General features: G+C 68.0%; 23 protein-coding genes and 2 pseudogenes. 2 read left to right on the top strand and 23 right to left on the bottom strand.

Annotated features, from left to right (window positions below; genetic code table 11):
* Nucleotides 1-5: 5 nt before the first annotated feature.
* The 16 genes and pseudogenes from BU124_RS12785 to BU124_RS12710 form a co-directional block, all read right to left on the bottom strand.
* On the bottom strand, nucleotides 6-902 hold the full coding sequence (locus BU124_RS12785) for an alpha/beta fold hydrolase (RefSeq protein WP_084863968.1): 897 nt from the start codon (nucleotides 900-902) through the stop codon (nucleotides 6-8).
* Nucleotides 899-1,159: a hypothetical protein gene (locus BU124_RS12780; RefSeq protein ID WP_084863967.1), complete on the bottom strand. Its 261-nt coding sequence runs from the start codon at nucleotides 1,157-1,159 to the stop codon at nucleotides 899-901. Before BU124_RS12780 ends, BU124_RS12785 begins: the two co-directional genes overlap by 4 nt.
* On the bottom strand, nucleotides 1,143-2,216 hold the full coding sequence (locus tag BU124_RS12775; RefSeq protein WP_218775104.1) for a WD40 repeat domain-containing protein: 1,074 nt from the start codon (nucleotides 2,214-2,216) through the stop codon (nucleotides 1,143-1,145). The genes BU124_RS12780 and BU124_RS12775 overlap by 17 nt, the downstream gene beginning before the upstream one ends.
* Entirely contained in the window at nucleotides 2,201-3,166 is a 966-nt protein-coding gene (locus BU124_RS12770) for a CobW family GTP-binding protein (protein ID WP_084863966.1), read from the bottom strand. The genes BU124_RS12775 and BU124_RS12770 overlap by 16 nt, the downstream gene beginning before the upstream one ends.
* A 17-nt stretch (nucleotides 3,167-3,183) precedes the next feature.
* A complete protein-coding gene (locus BU124_RS12765; RefSeq protein ID WP_084863965.1) occupies nucleotides 3,184-4,344 on the bottom strand; it encodes a metal ABC transporter solute-binding protein, Zn/Mn family in 1,161 nt (386 codons plus the stop codon).
* 12 nt (nucleotides 4,345-4,356) lie between these two features.
* Entirely contained in the window at nucleotides 4,357-5,226 is an 870-nt protein-coding gene (locus BU124_RS12760; RefSeq protein ID WP_084863964.1) for a metal ABC transporter permease, read from the bottom strand.
* A complete protein-coding gene (gene aztA, locus BU124_RS12755; RefSeq protein WP_084863963.1) occupies nucleotides 5,223-5,966 on the bottom strand; it encodes a zinc ABC transporter ATP-binding protein AztA in 744 nt (247 codons plus the stop codon). The genes BU124_RS12760 and aztA overlap by 4 nt, the downstream gene beginning before the upstream one ends.
* A 124-nt stretch (nucleotides 5,967-6,090) precedes the next feature.
* Nucleotides 6,091-6,492, bottom strand: coding sequence for a Fur family transcriptional regulator (locus tag BU124_RS12750; protein ID WP_179141923.1), 402 nt, complete (start codon nucleotides 6,490-6,492; stop codon nucleotides 6,091-6,093).
* 158 nt (nucleotides 6,493-6,650) lie between these two features.
* On the bottom strand, nucleotides 6,651-7,742 hold the full coding sequence (locus BU124_RS12745) for a FecCD family ABC transporter permease (RefSeq protein WP_084863961.1): 1,092 nt from the start codon (nucleotides 7,740-7,742) through the stop codon (nucleotides 6,651-6,653).
* A gap of 6 nt (nucleotides 7,743-7,748) precedes the next feature.
* A pseudogene (locus tag BU124_RS12740) lies at nucleotides 7,749-8,680 on the bottom strand (ABC transporter substrate-binding protein).
* A gap of 11 nt (nucleotides 8,681-8,691) precedes the next feature.
* Nucleotides 8,692-9,483, bottom strand: a complete 792-nt coding sequence (locus BU124_RS12735) for an ABC transporter ATP-binding protein (protein ID WP_084863960.1) — start codon at nucleotides 9,481-9,483, stop codon at nucleotides 8,692-8,694.
* Nucleotides 9,480-9,917: a DUF1636 family protein gene (locus BU124_RS12730; RefSeq protein ID WP_281250903.1), complete on the bottom strand. Its 438-nt coding sequence runs from the start codon at nucleotides 9,915-9,917 to the stop codon at nucleotides 9,480-9,482. The genes BU124_RS12735 and BU124_RS12730 overlap by 4 nt, the downstream gene beginning before the upstream one ends.
* Nucleotides 9,917-11,887 (bottom strand): annotated as a pseudogene (locus BU124_RS12725) (His/Gly/Thr/Pro-type tRNA ligase C-terminal domain-containing protein). The gene BU124_RS12730 and the pseudogene BU124_RS12725 overlap by 1 nt, the downstream one beginning before the upstream one ends.
* The gene (gene yidD, locus BU124_RS12720) at nucleotides 11,832-12,080 is read right to left on the bottom strand and encodes a membrane protein insertion efficiency factor YidD (protein ID WP_084863958.1); all 249 of its coding nucleotides are present in this window, start codon (nucleotides 12,078-12,080) and stop codon (nucleotides 11,832-11,834) included. Before yidD ends, BU124_RS12725 begins: the two are co-directional and overlap by 56 nt.
* A complete protein-coding gene (gene cysS / locus BU124_RS12715; RefSeq protein ID WP_143529989.1) occupies nucleotides 12,077-13,417 on the bottom strand; it encodes a cysteine--tRNA ligase in 1,341 nt (446 codons plus the stop codon). Before cysS ends, yidD begins: the two co-directional genes overlap by 4 nt.
* A gap of 3 nt (nucleotides 13,418-13,420) precedes the next feature.
* Nucleotides 13,421-14,542, bottom strand: coding sequence for a CobW family GTP-binding protein (locus BU124_RS12710; RefSeq protein ID WP_143529988.1), 1,122 nt, complete (start codon nucleotides 14,540-14,542; stop codon nucleotides 13,421-13,423).
* An 82-nt stretch (nucleotides 14,543-14,624) separates the two neighbouring features.
* Here BU124_RS12710 and hisI point away from each other — a divergent pair, with 82 nt between their 5' ends.
* Both hisI and ribD read left to right on the top strand, forming a co-directional pair.
* Nucleotides 14,625-15,098 (top strand): phosphoribosyl-AMP cyclohydrolase, encoded by a 474-nt coding sequence (gene hisI, locus BU124_RS12705; RefSeq protein ID WP_084863957.1) that lies wholly within the window; start codon nucleotides 14,625-14,627, stop codon nucleotides 15,096-15,098.
* Between the two features lie 13 nt (nucleotides 15,099-15,111).
* The gene (ribD, locus tag BU124_RS12700; protein WP_084863956.1) at nucleotides 15,112-15,849 is read left to right on the top strand and encodes a bifunctional diaminohydroxyphosphoribosylaminopyrimidine deaminase/5-amino-6-(5-phosphoribosylamino)uracil reductase RibD; all 738 of its coding nucleotides are present in this window, start codon (nucleotides 15,112-15,114) and stop codon (nucleotides 15,847-15,849) included.
* Between the two features lie 285 nt (nucleotides 15,850-16,134).
* Here the strand turns inward: ribD and BU124_RS12695 are convergent, their stop codons facing one another.
* From BU124_RS12695 to BU124_RS14855, 7 genes are all read right to left on the bottom strand, one after another.
* Nucleotides 16,135-17,211 (bottom strand): DUF2793 domain-containing protein, encoded by a 1,077-nt coding sequence (locus BU124_RS12695; protein WP_084863955.1) that lies wholly within the window; start codon nucleotides 17,209-17,211, stop codon nucleotides 16,135-16,137.
* A 10-nt stretch (nucleotides 17,212-17,221) separates the two neighbouring features.
* Nucleotides 17,222-21,190, bottom strand: a complete 3,969-nt coding sequence (locus BU124_RS12690) for a baseplate multidomain protein megatron (RefSeq protein ID WP_084863954.1) — start codon at nucleotides 21,188-21,190, stop codon at nucleotides 17,222-17,224.
* Nucleotides 21,191-21,200: 10 nt separating this feature from the next.
* Entirely contained in the window at nucleotides 21,201-21,635 is a 435-nt protein-coding gene (locus tag BU124_RS12685) for an NlpC/P60 family protein (protein ID WP_084863953.1), read from the bottom strand.
* Between the two features lie 112 nt (nucleotides 21,636-21,747).
* Nucleotides 21,748-22,632 (bottom strand): DUF2163 domain-containing protein, encoded by an 885-nt coding sequence (locus tag BU124_RS12680; RefSeq protein ID WP_084863952.1) that lies wholly within the window; start codon nucleotides 22,630-22,632, stop codon nucleotides 21,748-21,750.
* Nucleotides 22,629-22,829 carry a hypothetical protein gene (locus BU124_RS14620; protein ID WP_143529987.1) on the bottom strand — a complete coding sequence of 67 codons (201 nt, stop codon included), beginning with the start codon at nucleotides 22,827-22,829 and terminating at the stop codon, nucleotides 22,629-22,631. Before BU124_RS14620 ends, BU124_RS12680 begins: the two co-directional genes overlap by 4 nt.
* Nucleotides 22,789-23,373, bottom strand: coding sequence for an HNH endonuclease signature motif containing protein (locus BU124_RS12675; protein ID WP_084863951.1), 585 nt, complete (start codon nucleotides 23,371-23,373; stop codon nucleotides 22,789-22,791). Before BU124_RS12675 ends, BU124_RS14620 begins: the two co-directional genes overlap by 41 nt.
* A partial coding sequence (locus tag BU124_RS14855) for a hypothetical protein (RefSeq protein ID WP_179141922.1) occupies nucleotides 23,373-23,606 on the bottom strand: 234 nt, incomplete at its 5' end. The genes BU124_RS12675 and BU124_RS14855, both read right to left, overlap by 1 nt.

Here is a 23,606-nt window from a genome sequence, read left to right as displayed (position 1 = left end):
CTCCCTCATTCGATGTCTGCGGCGTGTCCGAGGATCGCCGCCGATACGTCGTCCGCGAATTCTTCGTGCAGCCCGAGTTTTCCGTGCGGAAGAACGGTCGGCGTGACCCCGACCGCAGCGGCGAGCGCTTCCATTTCCGCTTTCGATTTCCGGGGCGTCTCCGCGCCCCAGATCATCTGCACACGCCCGCGCGGCATCGCCGCAGCGGCGGCACGGGCGTCGTCGCCTGTCTCGAACGGGTCGAGCGCCCCGGTCACAAACCGCACGGAGGCGAACCGCGCGCCCGCCGCGCGGGAGACCCTGCGCTTGGCGTCCATGCGCGCGGGCGTCAGCCAGGCCGGGTCCGCGTAGACATGGCCCTTTGCCATCCGCCGGATCACCAGTCCGTTGAGATTGAGCGTATAGAGGGCGGGACCGGCGACCTGCATGTCCACGGCCGCCCGGACGCGTGAGAGCCAGCCCGGGCGGCGGCCCATCATGGTGGGCAGCGGTCCTCGCCATGTCGGCGCGACAAGCGCGAGCTGCGGCGCGCGCGCCGGAGTGTCCGCGAAATGGCGCAGCAGATATCCCGCGGCATGGCCCGCGGCGACGATCAGGGCGGGGTCCGGGTCGACGCGGCTGAGAAGATGGTCGAGCCAGGCGGCCATGGCGGCGGGGGTCCACGCTACATGCGGTTTCTCGGCCGTGCCGAAACCGGGCCAGTCCGGCGCCACGGTCTCGAACCGCTCCGACAGCGGCGCCTGAAGCGGCGCCATCTCCTCGCGCGTCGAGATCGAGGACAGCGCCGGCAGGAGAAGCGCGCGCGGCCCCGCGCCCTGGCGCGTGAGGGCGTAGGTGAGATCCTGCCCGCCCCAGGACCACCGAGAGGTCTCGTCATGACGTGCCGGCGCCGTCTCGGTCATGGATGCGCCTCCAGCGCCGCGACATCGGCGGCGGTGATCTCGGCGACGGGCTTGTGCAGCCGCCAGGTGCGGCGCTGCCCGTCCGCGTCCTGCACCGTCACGACGGTCTCGATCGGCGGGCAGCCGGGCTCGTGGCAGGCGAGTTCGGCGACCATGAGCGTTGTGGTTCCGGGCAGGCCGAGCGCCTCCGTGACGCACGCTTTCACCCGGCGGATGGCCGCGGCGTCGGGGCGCTTGCGATCAAACAGGCCGCGCATTCCCGTCCCCTTTCCTGAGCGGCGCCCAGAGGACGCCACCCGACGCGTCGCCGATCAGGATGTGCGACAGTGACTCCGTGACCGCCAGCGCCGTCACCTCGATGCCGGTCGTTCCGCGCAGGACGAAATCCTCGGCGTCTTCCTCGAGTTCGCTCATCAGCACCGCCCCGTCCTGATACCCCGCGAGTACCGCCGCCTGCCCCGGCAGGCCCCGCACCATCGTGGCAAGCTGCTTGCCGCCATGGGCCACGCAGAGCGGCGCCTGGCCCATCGGGCCGTCCTTGAAACTGAACGGCCAGCACACCGCGCTGTCGGCGCCGCTCGTCGCGAGGTGCGGGCCGTCGCCGGCCCAGTCGAGCGCCCGCGGCTTGGCCGGGTAGCCCGACATGCGCATGTCCAGCTTGTCGCGCAGCCGCCAGCCGTGCAGGGCGTTCTCCTGCATGACCGTGACGACGTATTTGCCGTTCGGGCTCCAGGTGACGCCGATATGCGATCCCGCCCATTTGAGCTTCGTGGATTTCCAGCGCCGCTCGCCGCGTTCCCAGACCGTGGCGCCGCCGTAATGCGCCACCGCCAGCCGCTTGCCCTTGGGCTCAAACGCCAGCCCGCCGACCGTGCTCGGATGCTCGAACGTCTCGGGCCGCGCGGCGGCCGACCGCCAGACATGCACGGCCCGGCCGACCGAACAGGCCACGAGGCCCGTCCGGCCATGCGCCGCGACGCAATCGACCCAGCCGCGCCCGAAATCGGCGAGTTCTTCGACCGCGCCATCGGTGGTGATGCGCAGGAGGCGGCCGTCATCCCCGCCGGTGACGACCGCCGCCGGCCCGGCCGCGGCCATTGCGAGCACAACGCCGCGATGCGCGGCCACCTCCCGCGGCGGCGCATCGCCACCGAAGAGGCGCAGCGCCCCATCGCCATGCGCGCTCACCACCGTCTCGCCGAGCGCCACCGCCGCGGTGACATGCGCGCCGGTGTCTTGGTGCCGCCCCTCGGCCTCCAGCCGGGTCGGCGGGAAACCGTCCCGGGCCGGCGCCGGAGTCACGCCGCCTTGCATGCCGCGAAGCCCTCCTCGAGGCCCATGCCGTCGAGCCCACGTCCGATGAAGACAAGCCGCGAGTGGCGCGCCGCGCCCTCGGGCCAGGGGCCCATGAAGTCGCCCTCCATGAGCATGTGGACCCCCTGGATGACGAACCGGTCACTCTCCCCGGCCATGTCGAGAATGCCCTTGGAGCGCAGGATGTCCTGCCCATTCTCCTGCAGGAGCCGGCCGAACCACGCCTGAAACTTCTCCGGGTCGAGCGGCGTGTCCGATTCCAGCGCGACGCTGGTCACCGCGTCGTCATGCTCATGCGCGTGGTCGTCCTCGAGGAAATGCGGCTCGTTCTCGAGCACGCGCTTCAGGTCGAAGGCGTTCTGGCCAAGCACCGTGTCGAGCGGCACGCCGCAGCGCTCGGCATGGACGATGCGCGCATAGGGGGTCATGGCGCGGATGCGGGCCTCGACCCGCGCGAGGTGATCCGCGTCCACAAGGTCGATCTTGTTGAGCAGAACCATATCGGCGAAGGCCAGCTGCTCGGCCGCCTCGTGGCTTTCCTCCAGCTGCGTCTCCAGGTGGCGGGCGTCGACGACGGTCACGACCGAGTCGAGCTGCGTCTTCTCGGCCACGTCGGCGTCGACGAAGAAGGTCTGCGCCACCGGGGCCGGGTCGGCGAGGCCCGTGGTCTCGACGAGGATCGCGTCGAACTTGTCGGCGCGTTTCATGAGCGCGCCGAGGATGCGAATGAGATCGCCCCGCACGGTGCAGCAGATGCAGCCGTTGTTCATCTCGAACACTTCCTCGTCGGCATCCACGACGAGGTCGTTGTCGATCCCGGTCTCGCCGAACTCGTTGACCACGACGGCGTATTTCTTGCCGTGCTGTTCGGTGAGGATTCGGTTTAGCAGGGTGGTCTTTCCGGCGCCGAGAAAGCCGGTCAGAACGGTTACGGGAACCTGTGCGGTCATGGTCGTCTCCTTTCGGGTCAGGAGCTCAGCGCCTGCGCGAGCGTCGTCGCGTTGTGGCGCATCATGTCGAGATAGGTGGGCGCCGGGCCGTCGGGCTCGGACAGGGCGCCGGGGTAGAGCGTGCCGCCGATGGTGGCGCCGGTTTCGTCCGCGATCCGTTCGAGCAGGCGGGTGTCAGCGATATTCTCGAAGAAGACCGCCGAGACGCCCTGGTCCCGGATCGTTTCGATCAGGCGGGCGACGTCCCTAGCCGAGGCCTCGGACTCCGTGCTGACACCCTGCGGCGACACGAAGGTCAGGCCGTAATCGCGTGCGAAATACTGGAACGCGTCGTGCGAGGTGACGACGATCCGCCGATCGTCCGGCAGGCCCGAGACGATCTCGCGGATCTCGGCGTCGAGGGCTTCGATCTCGGCGACGTAATCGGCGCGGTTTTCGTAGAAGGTCGCCGCGTTTTCGGGATCGGCCTCGGCCAGCGCAGCGGTGAGGTTGTCGACGTAAGCAACCGCGTTGTCGAGGCTCTGCCAGGCGTGTGGGTCGAAGGCGCCGTGGTCGTGGCCATCATGCCCCGCCTCGGCGTGGTCGTCGTGATCGTGGTCGTGACCCGCCTCTTCCGCGTGATCCTCCTGGTCGTGGTCGTGGCCCGCCGCCTCCGCGTGGTCTTCGTGGTCATGGTCATGGTCATGATCGTGACCGGCCTCGGCTTGCTCCTCATGGTCGTGATCGTGGTCGGCCTCTTCCGCATGCGCATGATCTTCATGCGCATGATCGTGCCCATCCTCGTGGGCGTGATCCTCGTGCCCGTGGTCATGCGCGCCGTCGAAGGCGATCGGCGCGATCCCCGCCGTCGCCACGACGCGGCGCCCATCGAAATCCGACGCCTCGATCAGCCGGTCGAGCCAACCCTCGAACTGCAGGCCGTTGACCACGAGCATCTCGGCCTCGCTGACCGCGCGGGCGGCCTGCGGGGTCGGCTGGTAGACATGCGCGTCGCCGTTCGGGCCGACGAGCGTCGTGACAGCCACATGCTCGCCGCCGATGCGCTCCACCATGTCACCGAGGATCGAGAAGGTGGCGACGACGGGGATCGGCTGGTCGGATTGCGCGAGCGCCGGTGCGCCCAGCGAAAGGGCGACAGCGGCGGTGGCGGATTTCAGCAGGTTTCTGCGGTTGGTCATGGGGATTTCCTTTCAGGCTTCGAGGTGGCGGCGCGGCAGGGCGCGCGCGACGAGACCGCCGGCCGGGCCGAACACCAGCGACACCCCGTAGGCGAGCCCCGCCACGAGGATGATCGCCGGCCCGGACGGCAGGCTGTAATGGTAGGAGAGCAGCAGCCCGCTCAGGCTCGCGAGGATCGCGACCGCGACGGCCGCGATGAGCAGCCCGCCGATGCCGGTCGCCCAGAACCGCGCGGCGGCGGCGGGCAGGATCATGATGCCCACGGCCATGAGCGTGCCGAGGGCCTGGAAGCTGCCCACGAGGCTGATCACGACCAGGGCGAGGAAGACGAAATGCGTCACCGCGCTCAACCCGCTGACCGAGCGCAGCAACTGCGGATCAGCGCATTCCAGCACCAGCGGACGGAACAGGAGCGCGAGCGTGACCACCGAGAGGCTGGCGAGGCTGCAGAGCAGGATCAGCGCCGCATCGTCGAGTGCCAGCACCGTGCCGAAGAGCACGTGCATCAGGTCCACGTTGCTGCCGCGCGTGGACACGATCAGCACGCCGAGCGCGAGCGAGATCAGGTAGAAGGCCGCGAGGCTCGCATCCTCCCTGAGCGCCGTCGCCCGCGTGACGAAGCCCGACAGGAGCGCCACCGCCATGCCGGCGATCATGCCGCCGATGGTCATGGCCCCCAGCGACAGGCCGGCCACCAGGTATCCGACCGCCGCGCCCGGCAGGATGGCGTGGGCCATGGCGTCGCCGGTCAGGCTCATCCGCCGCAGCATCAGGAACACGCCCACCGGCGTCGCGCCGAGCGAGATCGCGACGCAGCCGAGGAGCGCCCGGCGCATGAAGCCGAAATCGGCGAAGGGCTGGATGACGGCGTCCCAGATCATGCCGCGCCCCGCTCGCAGACGTCCGCATCGGGGTCCGGCGCCTCGGCCATGGTGCGGGCGCGGAACTGGTTCTCGGCCGTCAGCACCTCTGCCGTGGGCCCGTGGGCCACAAGCTCGCGCGCCAGCATCAGCGTCTCGGGGAAATGTGCGCGCACCGTCTCGAAATCGTGCAGCACGGCAAGCACCGTGCGCCCCTCGCCATGCCAACGCCGCACGACGCCCAGAAGGTCGGCCATGGTTCGGGCGTCGATGGCGGTGAACGGCTCGTCGAGCAGGACCAGCCGCGCCTCCTGCAGCAGAAGCCGCGCAAAGAGCACGCGTTGCATCTGCCCGCCCGACAGCGCACCGATGGGCCGGTCCTCGAAGCCGGTCAGACCGACGGCAGATACCGCCGCGGCGACGCGGTCTCGGTGGGGCGGGCGCAGGCGGCCGAAAGGCCCGATCTCGCGCCAGAGCCCCATGGCCACCAGATCGCGCACCGAGATCGGAAAGGAGCGGTCAATGTCGGATTGCTGGGGCAGATAGGCGATGTCATCGCGATTGATACCACCGAGCGCGATCCGCCCCTCCAGCGGCGCCAGCGTGCCGATCACGCCCTTGAGCAAGGTCGACTTGCCGGCCCCGTTCGGGCCCACGACGGCGGTCAGGCTGCCCTCGACGATCTCGGCCTCGAGGTGATGGACCACCGGGTGCCGATCATAGCCCAGCGTCAGATTGCGGAAGGTGAGCGCCGCGGTCATGGCGCCCCCGGGCTCGACGTGGCCCAGACAAAGCCGAGCCACAGCAGCGCCACGATCGCGGCCGCACCGGCCAGCCTGGGACCGGCGCCGAGCAGCAGCAGGCGAAGGGTGGGTCGCCACGACGTCATGCCGGCACCTGTCCCGCGCCGCAGGACGCGCAAAGCCCATGGATCTCGATCACGTGCCGCGCGGGCCGGAAGCCGGACTTGCCGGCCACGCTGGACAGTTCTTCGAGCAGATCGGGGGCGACGCTCTCCTCCACCGTCCCGCAATCGTCGCAGATCGAGAGGATCGAGGCCTGCATGTGACGGTCACACTGGCAAGCGATGAAGGCATTCATCGATTCGAGCCGGTGCACGCGCCCGCGCTCTGTCAGGGCCGCGAGGGCGCGGTAGATCGTGGGCGGCGCGATCTTGGGATGGCGCTCGCGCAGCGCGCCCAGCACCTCGTAGGCAGACAGCGGACCGCCCCGGCGGCGCAGAACCGCCAGCACGTCCGCCTGCATCTTCTCACCGCGCTTGCCCATGACGGCCTCCATACCGGTTCGTAATAGATAGATATAGTATAACGTAACAAATTACAAGGCGGCGATCAGGGCTGATCTGGCATCGCGCTACCCGGATGTGGCGCCACCTGCATGGCACGCGCCACAGCTCGAGGCGGGGTCCCGCGCGTGAGCGACCCTCACATCCGGCCGGAGCGATGCCGCAGCAGCCAGATGAAGAAGGCCCCGCCGACCAGCCCCGTGATGACGTCGACGGGAATATCCTCCGGCCGCATCAGCGTGCGCGCGGCGATGTCGGCCCAGATGAGAAAGATCGCGCCTGCGAGCATGGACACAGGCACCACGCGCGCTGCATCTCCCCCCACCATCAGCCGCACGATATGCGGGATCATCAGACCGACGAAACCGATCACGCCGGAATAGGCGACCATGACGCCGGTCACCAGCGCACCCGCCACGAAGACGGCAAGCCGGAAGCGCGCCACCGGGATGCCCAGCGTCGCGGCGCTTTCGTCGCCGATGGTCATGGCGTTCAGGCTCGGCGCGACACTTCGCAGCCAAGCGCCTGCCCCCAGCAGGACCACCGCGGGAAACAGCAGATAGGACCACTGCGCAAGCCCAAGGCCGCCCAGCATCCAGAAGACAACCGTATGCGAGGCGCGCGGGTCGCCCAGAAAGATCAGGGCATTGGCCAGCGACATCACGATGAACGAGACGGCGACCCCGGTCAGCACCAGGCGGTCGGCGCTGGTGGCGTTGGCGAAACTGGCCAGCGTCAGCACGATCCCGGTGGCGCAGAGCGCGCCCAGAAAGGCCATTGTCGGCACCGTGGCCGGCCCGAGGAACAGCCCCGTGTGCAACAGCGCGAGAATGGCGCCGAAGGCCCCGCCGGAGGATATGCCCAGCAGATGCGGATCGGCCAGCGGGTTGCGCGTGACCGATTGCAGCACGGCCCCCACCAGCGCCAGCCCCGCGCCCACCAGCGCCGCGAGCAGCGCGCGCGGCAGCCGGATATCCCAGACGATCGCCGCTCGCCCGGCCGACCAGCCGGGCTCGATCAGTCCCGGTGCGGCGCGGTCCAACAGGACACCCCAGACCGTGCCCAGCGGAATCGCCACCGCGCCGAGGCTGATCGCTGCCGAGATCGACAGCACCAGCGCCGCGCACCCGGTGAGCCACCCCGCCGCACGCACTGGCCGCTTGAGCGTCGACAGGCGTGTCTGTTCGGCGAGCGCCGGAGCGGCGCTTTCAGACTCCGGGCCGATGCGCATGGGCGATCACTCCGCGTGGAAGGCGGAGGCCAAGGTGCGGATGGCGCGGATATTGCGCGGCCCCGGCGTCGCCTCCACGTATTCGAGCACCACGAAACGATCATTCACCACCGCGTCGATTTCGGCGAAGGCGGGGTTCGACCGCATGAAATCGATCTTCTCTTCCGCCGTGACCTCTCCATAGTTGACGATCACGATGACCTCGGGGTCGCGTTCCACCACCGGCTCCCAGGCCACGCGGGTCCAGCTGCTGTCCACGTCGTCCATGATGTTGCGCCCGCCCGCGGCCTCGATCATCGCCGTGGGCATGGCATAGCGCCCGGCCGTGAAGGGCGTGTCCTCGCCGCTGTCATAGACGAAGACGCGCAGCGGATCGCCCTCGGGGATCGTTTCGGCGATCTCGTCAAGCTCGGCCTGCCAGCCAGCGATCAGCGTCTTGGCCCGGCCTTCCACGCCGAAGATCGTGCTGAGATTGCGGATATCGGTGAACATGTCGTCGATCGCGATGGTCTCGCGGTCCATGATGTGGATGCAGCTTTCGGTCAGCTCGTAGACATCGATGCCAAAGGGGGCGAGCGTGTCCGGCGTCACTTCCCCCCCCCGACGCGCATGCCGTAGTTCCAGCCGGCAAACCAGAAGTCCAGATCGGCCCCGATCAGCACCTCGCGCGACGGGTAGCGCTCCGACAGTTCGGGCAGTTCGGCGACGCCCGCGCGCATGTCTTCGTCCAGCTTGTTCCAGCCCGAGATCCCGGTGTAGCCGACCATGCGGTCGGTCAGGCCGAGCACGAGCATCATCTCGGTCAGGTTCACGTCGTTGGAGGCCGCCCGTTCCGGCGGCGCGTCGAACGTCACCTCGCGATCGCAGCTTTGCACGGTCACCGGGTGTGCGATGGCCGGTGACACCCCGGCCAGAACTGTGAGCGCGGTGAACGCCATGGGAAGATGTTTCATTCTGCTAGCTCCATTTGTGCATCGTCGAAAAGAGCGAAATCGAACCGCGCCGGGCCGCGCGGAACGGCCCGCACACCGAAGGCGCGGGCGATCAGGTCGGGGGTCAGTACATCGGCCGTGGCGCCGGCGGCGGGCGGGTGCCCGTTCTCGAGCACCAGCAGATCGTCGGCGAAGCCGTGCACCAGGTTCAAATCATGCAGCGACGCGACGACCGTGATCCCGAGGCCCCGCACGAGCCGCAGCACCTGCAACTGGTGCCGGATGTCGAGGTGGTTCGTCGGCTCGTCGAGCACGACCAGCGCCGGCTCCTGCGCGAGCGCGCGGGCGACCATGACGCGCTGCCGCTCGCCGCCCGACAGGGCGCCCATCGTGCGATGCGAAAGGCCGTGGAGATCCAGCCGGTCAAGCGCATGCGCAACAAGGTGGTGATCGCGGTCCGACAGGCCGGAGACCCCCTGCCGATGCGGCGCACGGCCAAGTGCGACGATCTCCGCCACGGTCAGGGAGAAGTCGGTGGGCTGTTCCTGCAGGACGGCGGCGACGCGACGGGCCACGTGCCGCTGCGGCATGGCGTGGATATCCGCGCCGTCGATCAGGACGCGCCCGGTGCGCGGCCTGTGATAGCGGTAGACAAGCCGCAGCAACGTCGATTTGCCGGCGCCGTTCGGGCCGAGAACCCCGAGGACTCGGCCGGGTTGCACCTTGACGCTCACCGGGCGCAGGATGCCGTCGCCCCAGCTCACGGCGTCGAGTTCGAGGGCGGCGGGCGCGGGATCGGGACAACTCATCGGCGGGCTCCTGAGGGTGCAGGCGCGCGCAGATCCGTCACAAGCGTGCTGTGCGTGCCGATGGGCGGCAATCGTCCGAGAACGGACGCACGCAGCGGAGCGGGCCGCGCATCGCGGGCCAGAAACCCCTCGGGCGCGCTGCGATAAAGCGGGATCAGGTCGAGAATGGCCTGCGCATGGTCGGGCGCCTCGGGGTCGAGATCACCGAAGACATAGGTGAAGGCGCCGGGCGCGGTCAGCGACACGACACAAGACCGCTTGCACTGGCTCATGCAGCGCACGCCGCGCGGATCCGCATCGCAGCCGTGCCGCATCACGAGGCCGCAAACGGCCTCGGCCAACCGTGCGCCGCCTCGCATGTCCCCATGCGCTGTTTCACGCCCGTCGCGGCACCTCAGACAAATCGACAGGGTTGGAAGCGGCCGCCTGTCCATCATGCACCCCCGGGCGCTTCGGCTTCCTGCACCAGGGCCTGGACAACCTGGGACAAGGGCATGGTCTGGGTCTCGGGGGCACCGTGGCGGCGAAGGGTGACGGTCTCCTCGTCCGCCTCGCGCGCGCCGAGGGCGATCTGGACCGGCACTTTTTTCAGCGCGTGCTCGCGCACCTTGTAGCCGATCTTCTCGTTGCGCAGGTCCGTCTCGACGCGCAGCCCGGCTTCGCGCAGGGTTTCCGCGACATCGGCCGCCCAGAGATCCGCCGCGCCCGTGATGGTCGCCACGACGACCTGCACCGAGGCCAGCCAGAGCGGAAGATGGCCGGCGTGGTGCTCGATCAGGATGCCGGTGAACCGCTCGAGCGAGCCGAAGAGCGCCCGGTGCAGCATGACAGGCGGGAGCTTCTCGCCCGAGGGCGCGACATAGGTCGACCCAAAACGCTCCGGCAGGTTGAAATCCACCTGCAACGTGCCGCACTGCCAGTCGCGCCCGATGGCGTCGCGCAAGACATATTCGAGCTTCGGCCCGTAAAAGGCGCCCTCGCCCTCGAACAACGTGTAGGCGTGGCCCGCACTCTCCAGCGCCGTGCGCAGCGCGTTCTCGGCACGGTCCAGCTTTCATCGCTGCCGATCCGGCTTTCGGGACGCGTCGAAAGCTTGATGCGCACATCGTCGAACCCGAAATCCCGATAGATCGACAGCACCAGGTCGTTGACCTTCAGGCATTCTTCGGTGAGCTGCTCTGGCGTGCAGTAGATATGCGCGTCGTCCTGCGTGAAGCTGCGCACGCGGAGGAGACCATGCAGGGCGCCGGACGGCTCGTAGCGATGCACCTTGCCGAACTCCGCCAGTTTCAACGGCAGATCGCGGTAGCTTTTCGTGCCCTGGCCGTAGATCAACATGTGACCGGAGCAGTTCATCGGCTTGAGCGCGTAGTCGCGATCGTCCTCTGTTTGCGCAAGGAACATGTTGGCGCGATAGTTCTGCCAATGCCCGGAGGTCTCCCACAGCGCGCGGTCCATGATGTCGGGGGAGTTGACCTCGACATACCCGGCCTCTTCCTGGCGGGTGCGCATGTAGCCGATCAGTGTCTGGAACAGCCGCCAGCCGCGCGGATGCCAGAAGACCGACCCCGGCGCGACCTCTTCGAAATGGAACAGGTCCATCTCGCGGCCAAGTCGCCGGTGATCCCGCTTTTCCGCCTCGGCCAACATGGTCAAATGGGCATCGAGCGCGGCCTGATCGGCGAAGGCGACGCCATAGATGCGGCTCAGCATCGGGTTAGTCGCGTCACCGCGCCAATAGGCACCGGCCACGTGGGTCAGCTTAAAGGCGGTACCGGCATCGCCGGTGTGGCGCATGTGCGGGCCGCGGCAAAGGTCGCGCCAGTCGCCCTGGCGGTAGATCGTGACCGGCTCACCCTCGGGGATCGCGTCGAGCAGTTCGAGCTTCCAGGTCTCACCCGCCGCTTCGAAATGGGCGCGGGCTTCATCACGCGACCAGACTTCGCGTGTGAAGGGCCTGCGCGCGGCGATGATCTCGCGCATCTTCTTCTCGATCACGGGCAGATCTTCGGGGGTGAACGGCGTGTCACGCTCGAAATCGTAGTAGAATCCGTGCTCGATGGCCGGGCCGATCGCGGCCTTCGTGCCGGGCCAAAGGGTTTGCACCGCCTCGGCCAGAACATGGGCGAGGTCGTGACGGATCAATTCCAGCGCGCGAGGGTCGTCGCGCGGCAGAAGCTCGACCGCGGCCCCGTCCGGCAAGGGGGCGATCAGATCGGCCAACTGCCCGTCCACGACCGCCGCGACCGTGCGCTTGGCAAGGCTCGGGCTGATGGCCGACGCAAGATCGGCGGCAGTGCTGGCAGGGGTCAGGGCACGGGTGGCCCCGTCGTGCAAACGGACATGGATCAAGGCTTGGTCTTTCTCGATCTGGCGGGGGGAACCGGGTCGTAGCCGGACCCACCCCAGGGATTGCAACGTGCGAGGCGGTTGAGGGTCAGCCACAGGCCCCGCAGAGGGCCGTGGGTTTCCAGCGCCTCGATGGCGTAGGTGGAACAACTCGGTTGAAACCGGCAGGCATTGCCAAGCCACGGCGACAGCAGCAGCCGATAGGCCCGGATAGGCAGGATCAGCAGCCAGATGAGCACCGCCCTCATGCGCGCACCCGCCAGCGGGTCGCGCCACCCGCGTCCTCCACCTCGACGCCAAGGGCCGAGAGATCGGCCCGCAAAGCATCGGCGCGCGCCCAGTCCTTCGAGGCGCGGGCCTGCTGACGCGCCGTGACCAGGGCCTCGATCCGGTCGGCGTCGCCCGCGCCCGACTGCGCCCAAGCCCGCGCGTCCTGCTGCAACAGGCCCATGAAGGCCCCCGACTCCCGCAAGGCCGCTGCAAGCTCGGCGCGACGGCCTGGATCGGCGGTTGAATGCACCCGTGCTGCGAGACCATGCAGGGCCGCCAGCGCGCCGGGCGTGTTCAGGTCATCGTCGAGCGCGGCAAGTACCGGCGCCATATCCTCGGCCCGCGCCTCCGCCTGCGGCTGGTCGCGCAGCGCGCCGTAGAGACGATCGAGCGCGGCGCGGGCCGCACGCGGTGTCTCGGGCGTCCAGTCAAGCGGTTGACGGTAATGGGCGGACAGAAGCGCGTAGCGGATCGCCTCGCCCGGCAATTCCGACAGAAGATCCCGCACCAAGAGAACATTGCCGAGCGACTTCGACATCTTGGCGCCGGATACAGTGACATGCCCGTTATGAACCCAGAACCGCGCGTCGGTGCCTTGCGCGATCTCGTTCTCGTGATGGGGAAAGCGCAGGTCGATCCCACCGCCGTGGATGTCGATGCCCTCGCCCAGATGCGCCCGGATCATGGCGGAGCACTCGATGTGCCACCCCGGCCGCCCGCGCCCCCAAGGGCTGTCCCATCCGGGCTGTCCCGCGTCAGAGGGCTTCCAGAGCACGAAGTCGCGCGGATCGCGTTTCCACGGCGCCACCTCGACCCGCGCCCCCGCAAGCAATTCGTCCGGGTTGGCGCCCGAGAGCCGCCCGTAGGTGGGGCAACTGGGAATGTGGAACAGGACATGCCCCTCCGCAGCATAAGCATGATCCCTTTCAATCAATTCCTCGATCATCTTGATCATCTGCGGGATGTGATCGGTCGCGTGCGGCTCGATATCCGGTGGCGCGACACCGAGAGCGGCCAGATCTTCGTGGTAGGCCCCGGTGAACCGCGCGGCGACAGCATCACAGCTGATGCAATCCGCCGCCGCCGCGGCAATGATCTTGTCATCTATATCGGTGATGTTGCGCGCATAAGTTACGCGCGGGAAAAGAGCGCGCAAGCGGCGCGCCAGCACGTCGAAAATAACGGCGGGCCGCGCATTGCCGATATGGGCATAGGAATAGACCGTCGGCCCGCAAACATACATCCGCACGTGGTTGGGGTCGCGCGGCGTGACCGCCTCGAGCTTGCGCCCCATGGAGTTGAACAGACGCAGCATTGTCTAAAACGGCATCTCTGTGCTGTGGACCATCATCCCGTCCGTGCGCGCCTGCTGCGGCTGCATGCGAAGCGTCTCGAGGCTGGCTTTCAGATCGCCCTTGTCGATGTCGCGCGCGATCACCACGACACGGCTTGCGGTGTCCGTGCCCGACCATGATTTCAGCGGCACGGGTGCGTCGAAGATGTGTTGCACCCCGTGAAACACGAACGGCCACTCGATACCTTCCACGTGCACGATGCCCTTCATACGGAGGATGTCCGGGCCCTTGAGCGCGATCAGGGTATCGAGCCATAAGTCGAAAACGTCAGCCGGGATCGCCTCGGCCACCTCGATGGAGGCCGACCCGATGCGGCTGTCGTGGTAGTCATGAGACCCCCCGATGGTCAGGGGCTTTGCGGCGGTCGCCTTGGGCGCAAGGTCAGAAAGGCCCGCCAGTTGGTCAGGGGCGGGGCTGGACGCGCCCAGCCAGTCCGACACCGCATCGGGCGTTACGCTCTCGCGCATGGCCGTCAGGTTGAAGAGTCGTCCAGGAGCGATCTGTCCGTGATCCGCAAACAAATGCCGTGCGGTGCTGTTGATCCCGTGCAGCCGCGCCTTGAAGCGCGCGAGCTCCGGGCTGGTGACCAGATCAGCCTTGGTGATGACCAGCAGATCGGCCATCGCCACCTGGTTGACCGCCTCGAACTGCGCATCAAGCGTGCGCGGGCCGTTGGCGGCATCGACCAGCGTCACGATCCCGTCCATCCGGTAATGCGGCGCGATCAGGTCATCGACGATCAGCGTGTGATGGATCGGCCCCGGATCGGCGATCCCGGTGGTCTCGATCACCACGCGATCAAACGCCAGCTCTCCGCGTTTGCGGCGCGCCATGAGCGAGGCCATGGTTTTCGCCAGATCGCCGCGGATCGAGCAGCAGAGACAGCCCGACTGCATCAGCACGGTTTCTTCGGTCGCCGCTTCGATCAGGTCATGATCAAGGCCGACATCCCCGAACTCGTTCATGACCACCGCGATCCGCCCCGCCTCCGGATCGCGGATCAGGTGGCTCAACAGCGTCGTCTTCCCGGCGCCCAGAAACCCGGTGAGCAGGGTCACGGGCACCCGATCGTCATGGCTCTCCACGGCCACACCTCTTTCTTTGCATTGCCGTCTCGCAGCGTCTATAGTGGTACGTTATAATATACTATTCAACAAGAGGGTGTCCATGATGGCAATCGAATTTAAGCCGAGGCGTACTGTTGAGCAGGTCGAAGAAGGCGAAGAACTCGCCCCGAAGTTTGGTCCCGACGGGCTTTTGCCGTGCATCACCAGTGATGCACGCACCGGCGAGGTACTGATGCTCGGCTGGATGAACGTCGAGGCGCTCCGGCTGACGATCGAAACGGCGCAGGCGCATTACTTCAGCCGTGCGCGCAAGGCCATCTGGCGCAAGGGCGCAACATCCGGCCTTGTGCAGCAGGTGATCGAGGCGCGGATCGACGACGACCAGGACGCGCTCTGGCTCCGTGTCGAGGTCGCCGGTTCAGGGGCGTCCTGCCATGTCGGTTATCGGTCCTGCTTCTACCGCGCTGTCCCGACAGGACAGAATGCCGGCGAGCCTCTCAGACTGCTGGAGGCAAGGAAGATCTTCGATCCGAACGACGTGTACGGCGATGCCCCCAACCCCACGAAGCTTTGAAGATCATCGCTGGATGCAGCATGCGCTCACACTGGCCATGCAGATACGCGGTCATGTCTGGCCAAACCCGCCGGTCGGCTGCGTCATCGTGAGGGACGGTCTTATCATCGCAGAAGGCGCCACGCGGCCGGGAGGACGGCCGCACGCCGAAAGGGTGGCGCTTGACCGGGCCGGAGCCGCCGCAAGGGGCGCCACGCTCTACGTCACGCTGGAGCCTTGCTGCCACTGGGGCAAGACCCCGCCCTGCGCCGGCGCAATCATCAAAGCCGGGATTGCGCGCGTCGTGTGCGCGCTTCAGGATCCGGATCCCCGCGTCAACGGTGGTGGCTTTCGGGTCTTGCGCAGCGCAGGCGTCGACCTGACGACCGGACCCGGTGCTGCAGACGCAGCAAGCGTCACGTCCGGGTTTTTCTGGCGCCTTCGTCACGGCAAGCCCGAAGTGACCGTGGTCAGCGAAGTATTGGACGCCGCGCCACACGGGGTTGACGCTCTCTTGATCACATCATGTGGGAGGTTTCGCTTTCTCACGCATCGTGGCGACATGACCAAAGACATCCAGACGCGTCAGACCCCGTCACATTGCCTTCTTTCCAGGATGGGCGCGTTCGGCCTCACATCCGTCGCAGTGCACCGCGACGATCCGATACTGGATGAATTCTCGCCGACTCTTCGTCTCGAGGGGAAACGCGCGGACGGGTTGGGCACCGTCGCTGCTGCCGAAAGCCCCGTCACGCTCGGGAAACGGCGATGATGCAGGGAAGTACATGGCGGCAGACAGCCGAGACGCTTTGGCATACCCAACGCGTCAAACGCCTCGTTCGAGACAGCCTGGGAAATGGCTTGCAGTGCCTCGTGTCGGTCCGTCAAACGATATGCACCGACCCTGGCTGCGAGGGACCGGCAACTGAAGTCAGGATCGTCTTGCTCGACTTCCGTGAGATGCGGAGAACAATACATAAGCCTGCGTCAGAGGTATCAGCCGCAGACATTGCTGCTTTACTTCAGGCAGGAACTTGACAGTCGTTCGCACCAATCCTCAGCCGATCTTCGCGCCCCAGAAGGACGTCTGGTCGGCCGCGAAATAGCCGTCGGCGGCGCGGAAGTTGCCTTGCAGCTCGACGGTGTCGCCGGCGGTGAGCGGGATCATCGTCTGAAGCCAGAGCGCCGTCGCCTCCGAGACATGCGCCCCGCTGATCTCGCCGCGCGATCCCCGGATCTCGGTCGTGTCGTTCAGCACGAGCCGCCCGCTCATCCGCGCGGACGTGCTGGCGTTGACCTTGTAGAGCAGCGTCGCGCCGAAGAGGTAGGTGCCGTCCACCGGGGCCACGAAGTGGTTGTTCGCGGCGTCGAAGGCGCCCTGATCGTTGTAGTCGGTGTTGTTGAGGCCGATCTTCGTCCAGGTTCCGACGCCGACATAGTTGTCGTAGTTCGTGTACGCCTTGAACCGCGGCAGCCGGGGCTGATCGACGATGCCAGTGGCGTTGTCGACGCTCAGCCCGTCGAAGAACGTGCTGCCGTCGGCAGAGACCGCGAGGCGGAAGCGGTCGGAGCCGAAAAGCCCCACCAGCGCCTTGGTGACAAAGTTGGTCTGGAGTGTCAGACCGAGATCGTCGCCCGCGGCCTCCTTGTTCATGGTGTAGAACAGATCGCCGGTGCCGCACTCGGCCACGGTCTTCGCGGTCCAGAGCGCGGCATTGAGCTTGGCCGAGAACGGGTTCGAGGCATCCGCCGTCGTGCCGATCCCCAGCAGGGCCATGTTCTGCAGTGCGTCCGGGGTGGTCCCGACCCAGCCGGCGCCGTTGTAGCCCAGCAGCAGGCCCTCGTCCTCGACCCACGCCCGCCAGCCGGTCCGTGGCGGCAGGCGCAGCCATGCGCCATCGGTCCAGAGCGCGACGTTCAGGTCCCAGCCCGCCCAGTCGCCCGTCGCACCCGAGCCGACGATATAGCGGTCGCCATCGGCAGGGCTGCCGGGCGGCGCGGTCAGGTCGCGATCGAGGACGGAAAGCTGAACGAGCCCGTCAAGGATCTGCAGCGCCTCGTTGTGGGTGACGTGCTTCTGGGCCTGCGCCGCGAGGATGTACGGCAGCAGGAGATGGGTCGTGGCGTCGGACATGGGATGGCCTTCAGAGTATCAGCGTCGCAGCCTTGGGCGCGCCCCGCCCGATTAGGGCGGAGAGCTGGTAGATGCAGATGTCGAGCGTGTCGCCGGGGCCGAGCGGCCCGCCCCAGTCGGCGGTCTGCTGGGCGGCGGTGTAGAGCGCGCTGGTCGTGGTCGTGCTGAGCACCCGCTTCACGGTGGCGCCGTCGACGATCTCGACCTCGTAGGCCTCGATCTCCTCGCCGAGCGGCACCTCGAGCCCGCCCCAGCTGTCGGCCGCCAGCGCGCGGGACCGGCGCGTCCAGCGGATCGTCAGATCGCCGGGCGTGCGCGGCCTGCGCCACGGCTGCTCGACATGGGCGACGGAGAACGGCCGCAGTCCCACACCTTCGGGCGTGAAGCTCGTGCCGACGTAGGTCTCGTCACCGACCGGGCGGCTCGCCGGGCCGATGCGCCAGTTCCACGGGATCCCAAGGTCGGCCTCGGCGATCGGCAGCGTTGCGAGGCTGTCGTCGAGCACCACCACCCGCGCACCAGCGGGCGTCGGATTGCACATGGCTCCCTCCGTGCCGCGCTGGCCACGCAGGAGCCGAGTCAGCCGATACCTGCCGGGGGCGAGCAGTTCGGCCGCGCCCGCCTGGACGATCTCCCACACTCCCGGCGCGGTCTCGATGGCCAGCGCGTTCGCGCCGCCGAAGAGGGTCAGGTCGGTGACGCGCTCCAACGTGCCCGAGAGCAGATCGACCACCAGGACGTTGCCGAGATCAAAACGCGACGTCGGCCCCGCGTAGAAGTCCGAGACCAGCGCGCCGATCCGGGCGCGACTGCCGAACGTGGTCAGCAACTCGAACCCGTCCGTCGAGGGGCTGCGGAATACAGCGATCTCGCCCGGCCACGGCACGGCATGCGCCGCGGCGAAGGGCCGATGCGCGGGCTGGTCCTCGGTCAGCTGCGGCAGGTCTAGGATCACCGGCTCGGGCGCGCCGAAGACCACCGCCTGCGACAGCGCCGAGGGCCGCGGGGCTCCCGGCGGCAGGTCGTAGGCCTCGCGATCTTGGCGAACGGCCTCGACGCCACGTGCCTCTGCATCGGCGATCGAGACGAGCCGCAGCGGGGTGGCGCGGCCGTCATGGGCAAACGACACGACATCGGCCGGGTCGAGCGCGAGGCGCGACGGTGGCAGTCGGAAGACCGCGCTCTCGCGGCCGGTCCAGGCTTCCATCAGAGCGTGGCGGCAGCGACGCTCCGCTTCCTCGGGCGGCACCGCCATGGGGAAGGACTCCGAGGCAATCCGCGTGGTGTCGACGGTGATGCGCCGGGCCTCGACGAGGGCGGCGTCATAATCCTCATCGGCGCGGGCGACCTGCCATTTGAGCGCCTGCGGCAGTTCGGTTTCCTGCGCACGCGTGAGTTCCAGAACGTCACCCTCGCGAGCCGCAACAAGATCGTCGTGCGTTACACTGGCAACCGCTGCGCGCCCCCGCATGACGAAGCGGATCACCCCCTCCGTCTCCACCGCGTCGAAGCCGAAGTGCCGGGCCAGCGTGGTGATCGAGGCGCGCGGGCTCTCCAGAGCGGTGATGGCATAGCCCTCGACCGCACCCCAGAGGCCGGTGACGTCGATCCGGGACTCGGGCAGCCCGGCGCGCAGGCAGAGGTGCCGCACGAGCGCCGCCAGCGACACCGCGCCGAGCCGTCCGGTCAGCCAGTGGCCAAGTCGCCAGTTCGCTCCGTCCGTCCAGACATCCGTGAGCGCCGGGAAGAACGGATACGGCCGTGCGTCCCAGGTCCAGGCGGCGCATTCGGGGACATGGACCATGCGCCCGCCGTAGACCGAGGACAGCGGGTTGTTCGCGGCTTCGCTCCACCAGAGATACGTCGCCTCCAGATACGCCCGCTGGATCGCGTCGTCCCGCCAGCCGCGGGAGAAGTAGGGGACGAAGCTCTCTGATGACTTCGGGTCGAAGAAGACGTTCGGCTGGTTCGTGCCCCGGTCAATGGCCGGACAGCCGAGCTCGGTGAACCAGATCGGTTTGGACTGTGGCGTCCACGCCGTCGGCGTCCCACTCTCCACCCCGCCCGGGCGGTTGTAATGCACGTTCGACCACCACGCGCGCAGATCCTTGTAGCGGAAGACCCAGGGCTTGCCGTCGGCCCCGTCCGTGATCGGGGTGCGGACCTGCGCGGAGCGATCCGCCGCGTTGGCATAGAACAAGTCGAAGCCTTCGCCGCCCGCGATGTTCGCCTGCAGGTAAGCCCGGTCGTAGATGGCGGGCCAGCCCTCCTGCGCATCGGCATGCTCGAAGCCGTTCCGCCAGTCCGACAGCGGCATGTAGTTGTCGATGCCGACGAAATCGATCTCCGGATCGGCCCAGAGCGGGTCGAGGTGGAAGAAGACGTCGCCCGAGCCATCGCCCGGCTGGTGCCCGAAGTATTCCGACCAGTCGGCGGCGTAGCTGATCGCCGTGCCCGCGCCGAGGATTGAGCGCACGCCGGCCGCGAGATCGCGGAAGGCCTGCACCGCCGGATAGGCGCCGGCGCCCGAGCGGATCGTGGTGAGCCCGCGCATCTCCGTCCCGATCAGGAAGGCGTCGACCCCGCCCGCCGCCGCACAGAGATGGGCGTAGTGCAGCACCATGCGGCGCAGGCCCCAATCGTCCGCGCTCCCCGTCCAGGCGACGGTTTCGCCCGAGACCCCGAAGTCCGATGGGCTGGCGTTGCCGAAGAAGGCCGCGACCTGGCTTGCCGACGCGGCGGTTTTGTCGACGCTGCCGGCATAGCCCGCCGCGGGCGAACAGGTGATCCGACCGCGCCACGGGAACGCGGGCTGGCCCGTCCCGGCCGCGTTGTCGGAATAGGGGTTCGGCAGGCTATTGCCGGGCGGCACGTCCATAACGATGAAGGGATAGAAGGTCACGCGCAGCCCGCGGGCCTTCATCTCCTTGATCGCCTGCACCACGGCGAAGTCGGCCGGAGTGCCGCCATAGACCGGCCGGTCCTGGTCGTCGCGGCTGACGAGATGGGCGGCGGACCGGCTCACGCCGTTGACGGACCATGTCTGCGGGCTCGTGGTCTTCGCCGAGACCTCGACGCCCGGGCGGATCGCGCAATCGCCCACGCGGAGGTCGTTCCCGAACCAGGCCACCACCAGGCTGACGCTCTCCACCTTCGGCGCCATGGCCTGCAGCCGGTCGAGCGCCACGACCATGTCGGCAGTGTCCGAGAGCGCGTTCAGGTTCTCGGGGGTCTGCGCGCCGCCGCTGCCCTTGCGGATGCCGGTCGTCGCGTAGGTGAACTCGCCCGAGGCCGGGATCATCGTGACAGCGCGGGTCAGACCCTCGGCCGTGTCGGGATCGGCGAGCGGGCGGAACACCTCGAAGGAGAGCTGCGGCAGGCGGTTGCCGTAGTTGCCGAGCGGCAGGTCCTCGAAGACCACGTAGGCTGTACCGCGATAGGCCGGCGTATTCGCGGCGCCCATCTTGGCCGCGATGAACGGGTCGGCGGTCTGGGCTTCGTCGCCCGCATACCAGCGCCAGGTGATCCCGGCGGTGTCGAGCAGCTTGCCGTCCGCCCAGATGCGACCGATCCCGGTGATCGGACCTTCGCAGAGCGCGACGGCGAAGGAGGCGTAGTAGAGATACTCGGTCGTCTTGACCTTGCCGCCGCCCCCGCCGCCCTTGCCGCCACCCTGCGTGGTGGTCCTGGTTTCCTCGCGGAAGTCGGTCGCCCAGATCACGTTGCCGCCCATGCGCGTGCGGCCATAGACCCTCGGGATGACGGCACCCTCGGTGGAGGACGTGATGCGCAGGCTGTCTAGCCGCGGACCCTCGATGCGTTGGGTGGGTGCGAGCGAGGAGACGATCCAGCTATCGACCACCGATCCGATGGTGGAACCGACGAAGCCGCCGATGGTCGCGGCGCTGACGCCGAGGATCGCGCCGCCGATGCTGCCGCCGATGGCGGCGCCGGCCGCGCCGAGAACGAGGGTGGCCATATGCGGGGTCTCAGCGTTGCGGAAACAGGAAGGCGAAGGCGATGCGCCGCCGCCAGGATGGGGTGAGCGGTTCCTCGATCACGCCGAGCCGCTCATAGGCGTGGAGAAAGCTGTCCGGCCCGGTCAGGATCCCGACATGCTTGGCGATCGCGCGCGGCATCATCCGGAACAACACCAGCGCGCCGGGACCGGCCTCGGCGGACGGCATCTCGATCATCATGGTGCGCGCACCGTCGGCCAGCACCTCGCGCGGGCCGGTCTCGCCCCAGTCGCGGCTGTAGGGCGGAATCGGAAACGGCTCGGGACCGACGACCTCACGCCAGACGCCCCGTGCCAGCCCGAGGCAGTCGCAGCCGACACCGCGCAGGGTCGCCTGGTCGTGGTAGGGCGTGCCGAGCCACGACCGCGCCGCCGCGATGACCCTCTCGGGATCGGCCGGCGTCACAGCACGCCCCCGTCGTGGCCGCCGTCCTTCGTCGCGTAGCGCAGGCTGTTCGGCGGGCAGACTGTCCCCCGGACAGTCTGCTGATCCGCCTCACCCTGGCCCGGGATGTGCGTCACAGGACATCTCCATCATGGCCGCCGTCGCGCGTGGCATACCGAAGGATCGAATCTTGCCCTGGTATAGAAGGGAAGCCACGGAAATTGGCTGTGTTCGCGAACTTCGCCCCGCAGGTCTCGATCCGCTTGTCGCAACCCGCGCGGATGGTGAAGCCGTCACCCTCGGCGATGGACCGCACCGGCGCCTCGAGCAGGGTCAGGATCGCCACGCCGTCCGCGATGTCATGGCCCAGCACCTCGGTGCGCCGCCCCGCGTTTGCGCCGCTCGTCCAGTCCAGCGTGCCGAAGGTGAACCAGCCGGCCTCGAAGTCGCCGAGCCCCGAGGCGGTGAAGGCGCGGTCGCGCAGGAGATCGATCACCGCGCCTGTGCCTTTTAAGGTCGGATCCTCCAGATCGACGCCGCAGCGCGCATCGCCGAGCGCGGCGTCGCAGGTCGCCTGGAAGGTCCGCCCCACCGCCTGGCCCAGCACATGGGCAAGCGAGCGGACCTCCGCCACGAAGGCGAGCCTCCCGCGCCGGATCTGGCCGATCGCGCCGCGCCGCATCAACACGCGCTGCCCGGTATCGGCCCAGTTGACCCGCCAGACCTCGACCTCGGCGTTGTCCCAGCGGCCGTCGAGGATGTCGGTCTCGGTGATCCGATCCGAGGTCAGCACGCCCTCGGCGTCCTGTGCATCGACCGAAAGGTCCGATCCTGAGCGGACTTCGGACGCCGTGAGCCCGCTCTCGGGCTCGAACTCCGTGCCATCGAAGCTCAGCGTGCGGTCGTGGTCGGTGAAGCCGAAGGTGACGCCGTCGGCCCGGGTGATCCGCCAGCACCAGGCGAGCGTGGTCGTGCCCGCGTCCAGATGGGCCTGCAACGCCAGTGAGAGGGTTTTCATCGGCAGGTTCCCGTCATGCGGTCGTCGAGATCGGCGATCCAGTCCGCCCATGCAGACGGCACCTCCGCAACGGTCTCGGCGGCCGGGCAGGCCAGCCGCGCCTCGGCGTAGGAAGCGCAGCCGGCATCGGACAACGGGGCACGGACCGCGCAACTGCTAAGAAGCAGGCTGGCGGCCATGATTTTGATGATATCCATAGCGCATCTCCGCAGCTTTCCGCGCGGCCACCGCGTCGGCTTTCGACCGAAAACTGCCCAGCAAGTGGCGGCGCCCTTTCTCGCGGTGGATGTACGCCCACCAGCGGCGCTTCTCCCTGTTCCAGCTCACGCCAACGATGCCCGAGCTGTTGCTGCGCGATATTGCAGTGTTTCGCGCATTCTCCGATGGATCGGCAGGGCGCAGGTTCCGCCATCGATTGTCACTGCGCCGGCCATTGACGTGGTCGATCTGCGCCTCGGGCCATTGCCCCGTCATGATCGCGAACGCCACTTGATGAGCGTACACATGCGTACCGAAAACACGGCCAGCGAAGTACCCGTGTTCGCGAAGACCGAATGCCGGCCGACCTTCGTACTTGGCCTTCCAGATCCTGCAGACCCACGCCGGGTCGCGTTTGCAATGTGTGAAATGCGCTGGCCGCCGCGCCTTCCATGTCAACTGGCCAGTATCGGGCTCGTAGTGAATGAGGTCGCGAAGGAGAGCCGGCTCAATTCGTGGCGCCTTGTTCTCTAGATCGTTCATCACCAGTTCCCATCGTTGCGGCGCAGCCGGTCAGCGGGATCGCCAGCGCCGCGGCCATCGCGAACCGCGGCGCGCCCGCGCTTCACGCGCTTGTTACTGTTTTCCATGGCATCGCGTTCGGCCTCCCGTTTGCCCGCGCGTTCCCCTTCAACGCGCCCCCAGACCCGGCCGAGGACAACGCCCCCGACCGCGCCGAGAGCCGCGACCAGCCAGATCAGGAACTCAGCCACCGT

Source organism: Salibaculum halophilum, from assembly GCF_002094885.1.
Taxonomy (GTDB): domain Bacteria; phylum Pseudomonadota; class Alphaproteobacteria; order Rhodobacterales; family Rhodobacteraceae; genus Salibaculum; species Salibaculum halophilum.
Note: the sequence above shows the minus strand (reverse complement) of the source record. Positions and strands in the feature narration are given on the sequence as shown.

What these genes read in the sequence shown, in the direction of transcription:
- BU124_RS12785 (WP_084863968.1), bottom strand. Translation starts at nt 902, where the DNA reads ATGACCGAGACGGCGCCGGCACGTCATGACGAGACCTCTCGGTGGTCC.
- BU124_RS12780 (WP_084863967.1), bottom strand. Translation starts at nt 1,159, where the DNA reads ATGCGCGGCCTGTTTGATCGCAAGCGCCCCGACGCCGCGGCCATCCGC.
- BU124_RS12775 (WP_218775104.1), bottom strand. Translation starts at nt 2,216, where the DNA reads ATGCAAGGCGGCGTGACTCCGGCGCCGGCCCGGGACGGTTTCCCGCCG.
- BU124_RS12770 (WP_084863966.1), bottom strand. Translation starts at nt 3,166, where the DNA reads ATGACCGCACAGGTTCCCGTAACCGTTCTGACCGGCTTTCTCGGCGCC.
- BU124_RS12765 (WP_084863965.1), bottom strand. Translation starts at nt 4,344, where the DNA reads ATGACCAACCGCAGAAACCTGCTGAAATCCGCCACCGCCGCTGTCGCC.
- BU124_RS12760 (WP_084863964.1), bottom strand. Translation starts at nt 5,226, where the DNA reads ATGATCTGGGACGCCGTCATCCAGCCCTTCGCCGATTTCGGCTTCATG.
- aztA (WP_084863963.1), bottom strand. Translation starts at nt 5,966, where the DNA reads ATGACCGCGGCGCTCACCTTCCGCAATCTGACGCTGGGCTATGATCGG.
- BU124_RS12750 (WP_179141923.1), bottom strand. Translation starts at nt 6,492, where the DNA reads ATGGGCAAGCGCGGTGAGAAGATGCAGGCGGACGTGCTGGCGGTTCTG.
- BU124_RS12745 (WP_084863961.1), bottom strand. Translation starts at nt 7,742, where the DNA reads ATGCGCATCGGCCCGGAGTCTGAAAGCGCCGCTCCGGCGCTCGCCGAA.
- BU124_RS12735 (WP_084863960.1), bottom strand. Translation starts at nt 9,483, where the DNA reads ATGAGTTGTCCCGATCCCGCGCCCGCCGCCCTCGAACTCGACGCCGTG.
- BU124_RS12730 (WP_281250903.1), bottom strand. Translation starts at nt 9,917, where the DNA reads ATGGACAGGCGGCCGCTTCCAACCCTGTCGATTTGTCTGAGGTGCCGC.
- yidD (WP_084863958.1), bottom strand. Translation starts at nt 12,080, where the DNA reads ATGAGGGCGGTGCTCATCTGGCTGCTGATCCTGCCTATCCGGGCCTAT.
- cysS (WP_143529989.1), bottom strand. Translation starts at nt 13,417, where the DNA reads ATGCTGCGTCTGTTCAACTCCATGGGGCGCAAGCTCGAGGCGGTCACG.
- hisI (WP_084863957.1), top strand. Translation starts at nt 14,625, where the DNA reads ATGATGGCAATCGAATTTAAGCCGAGGCGTACTGTTGAGCAGGTCGAA.
- ribD (WP_084863956.1), top strand. Translation starts at nt 15,112, where the DNA reads ATGCAGCATGCGCTCACACTGGCCATGCAGATACGCGGTCATGTCTGG.
- BU124_RS12695 (WP_084863955.1), bottom strand. Translation starts at nt 17,211, where the DNA reads ATGTCCGACGCCACGACCCATCTCCTGCTGCCGTACATCCTCGCGGCG.
- BU124_RS12690 (WP_084863954.1), bottom strand. Translation starts at nt 21,190, where the DNA reads ATGGCCACCCTCGTTCTCGGCGCGGCCGGCGCCGCCATCGGCGGCAGC.
- BU124_RS12680 (WP_084863952.1), bottom strand. Translation starts at nt 22,632, where the DNA reads ATGAAAACCCTCTCACTGGCGTTGCAGGCCCATCTGGACGCGGGCACG.
- BU124_RS14620 (WP_143529987.1), bottom strand. Translation starts at nt 22,829, where the DNA reads ATGGATATCATCAAAATCATGGCCGCCAGCCTGCTTCTTAGCAGTTGC.
- BU124_RS12675 (WP_084863951.1), bottom strand. Translation starts at nt 23,373, where the DNA reads ATGAACGATCTAGAGAACAAGGCGCCACGAATTGAGCCGGCTCTCCTT.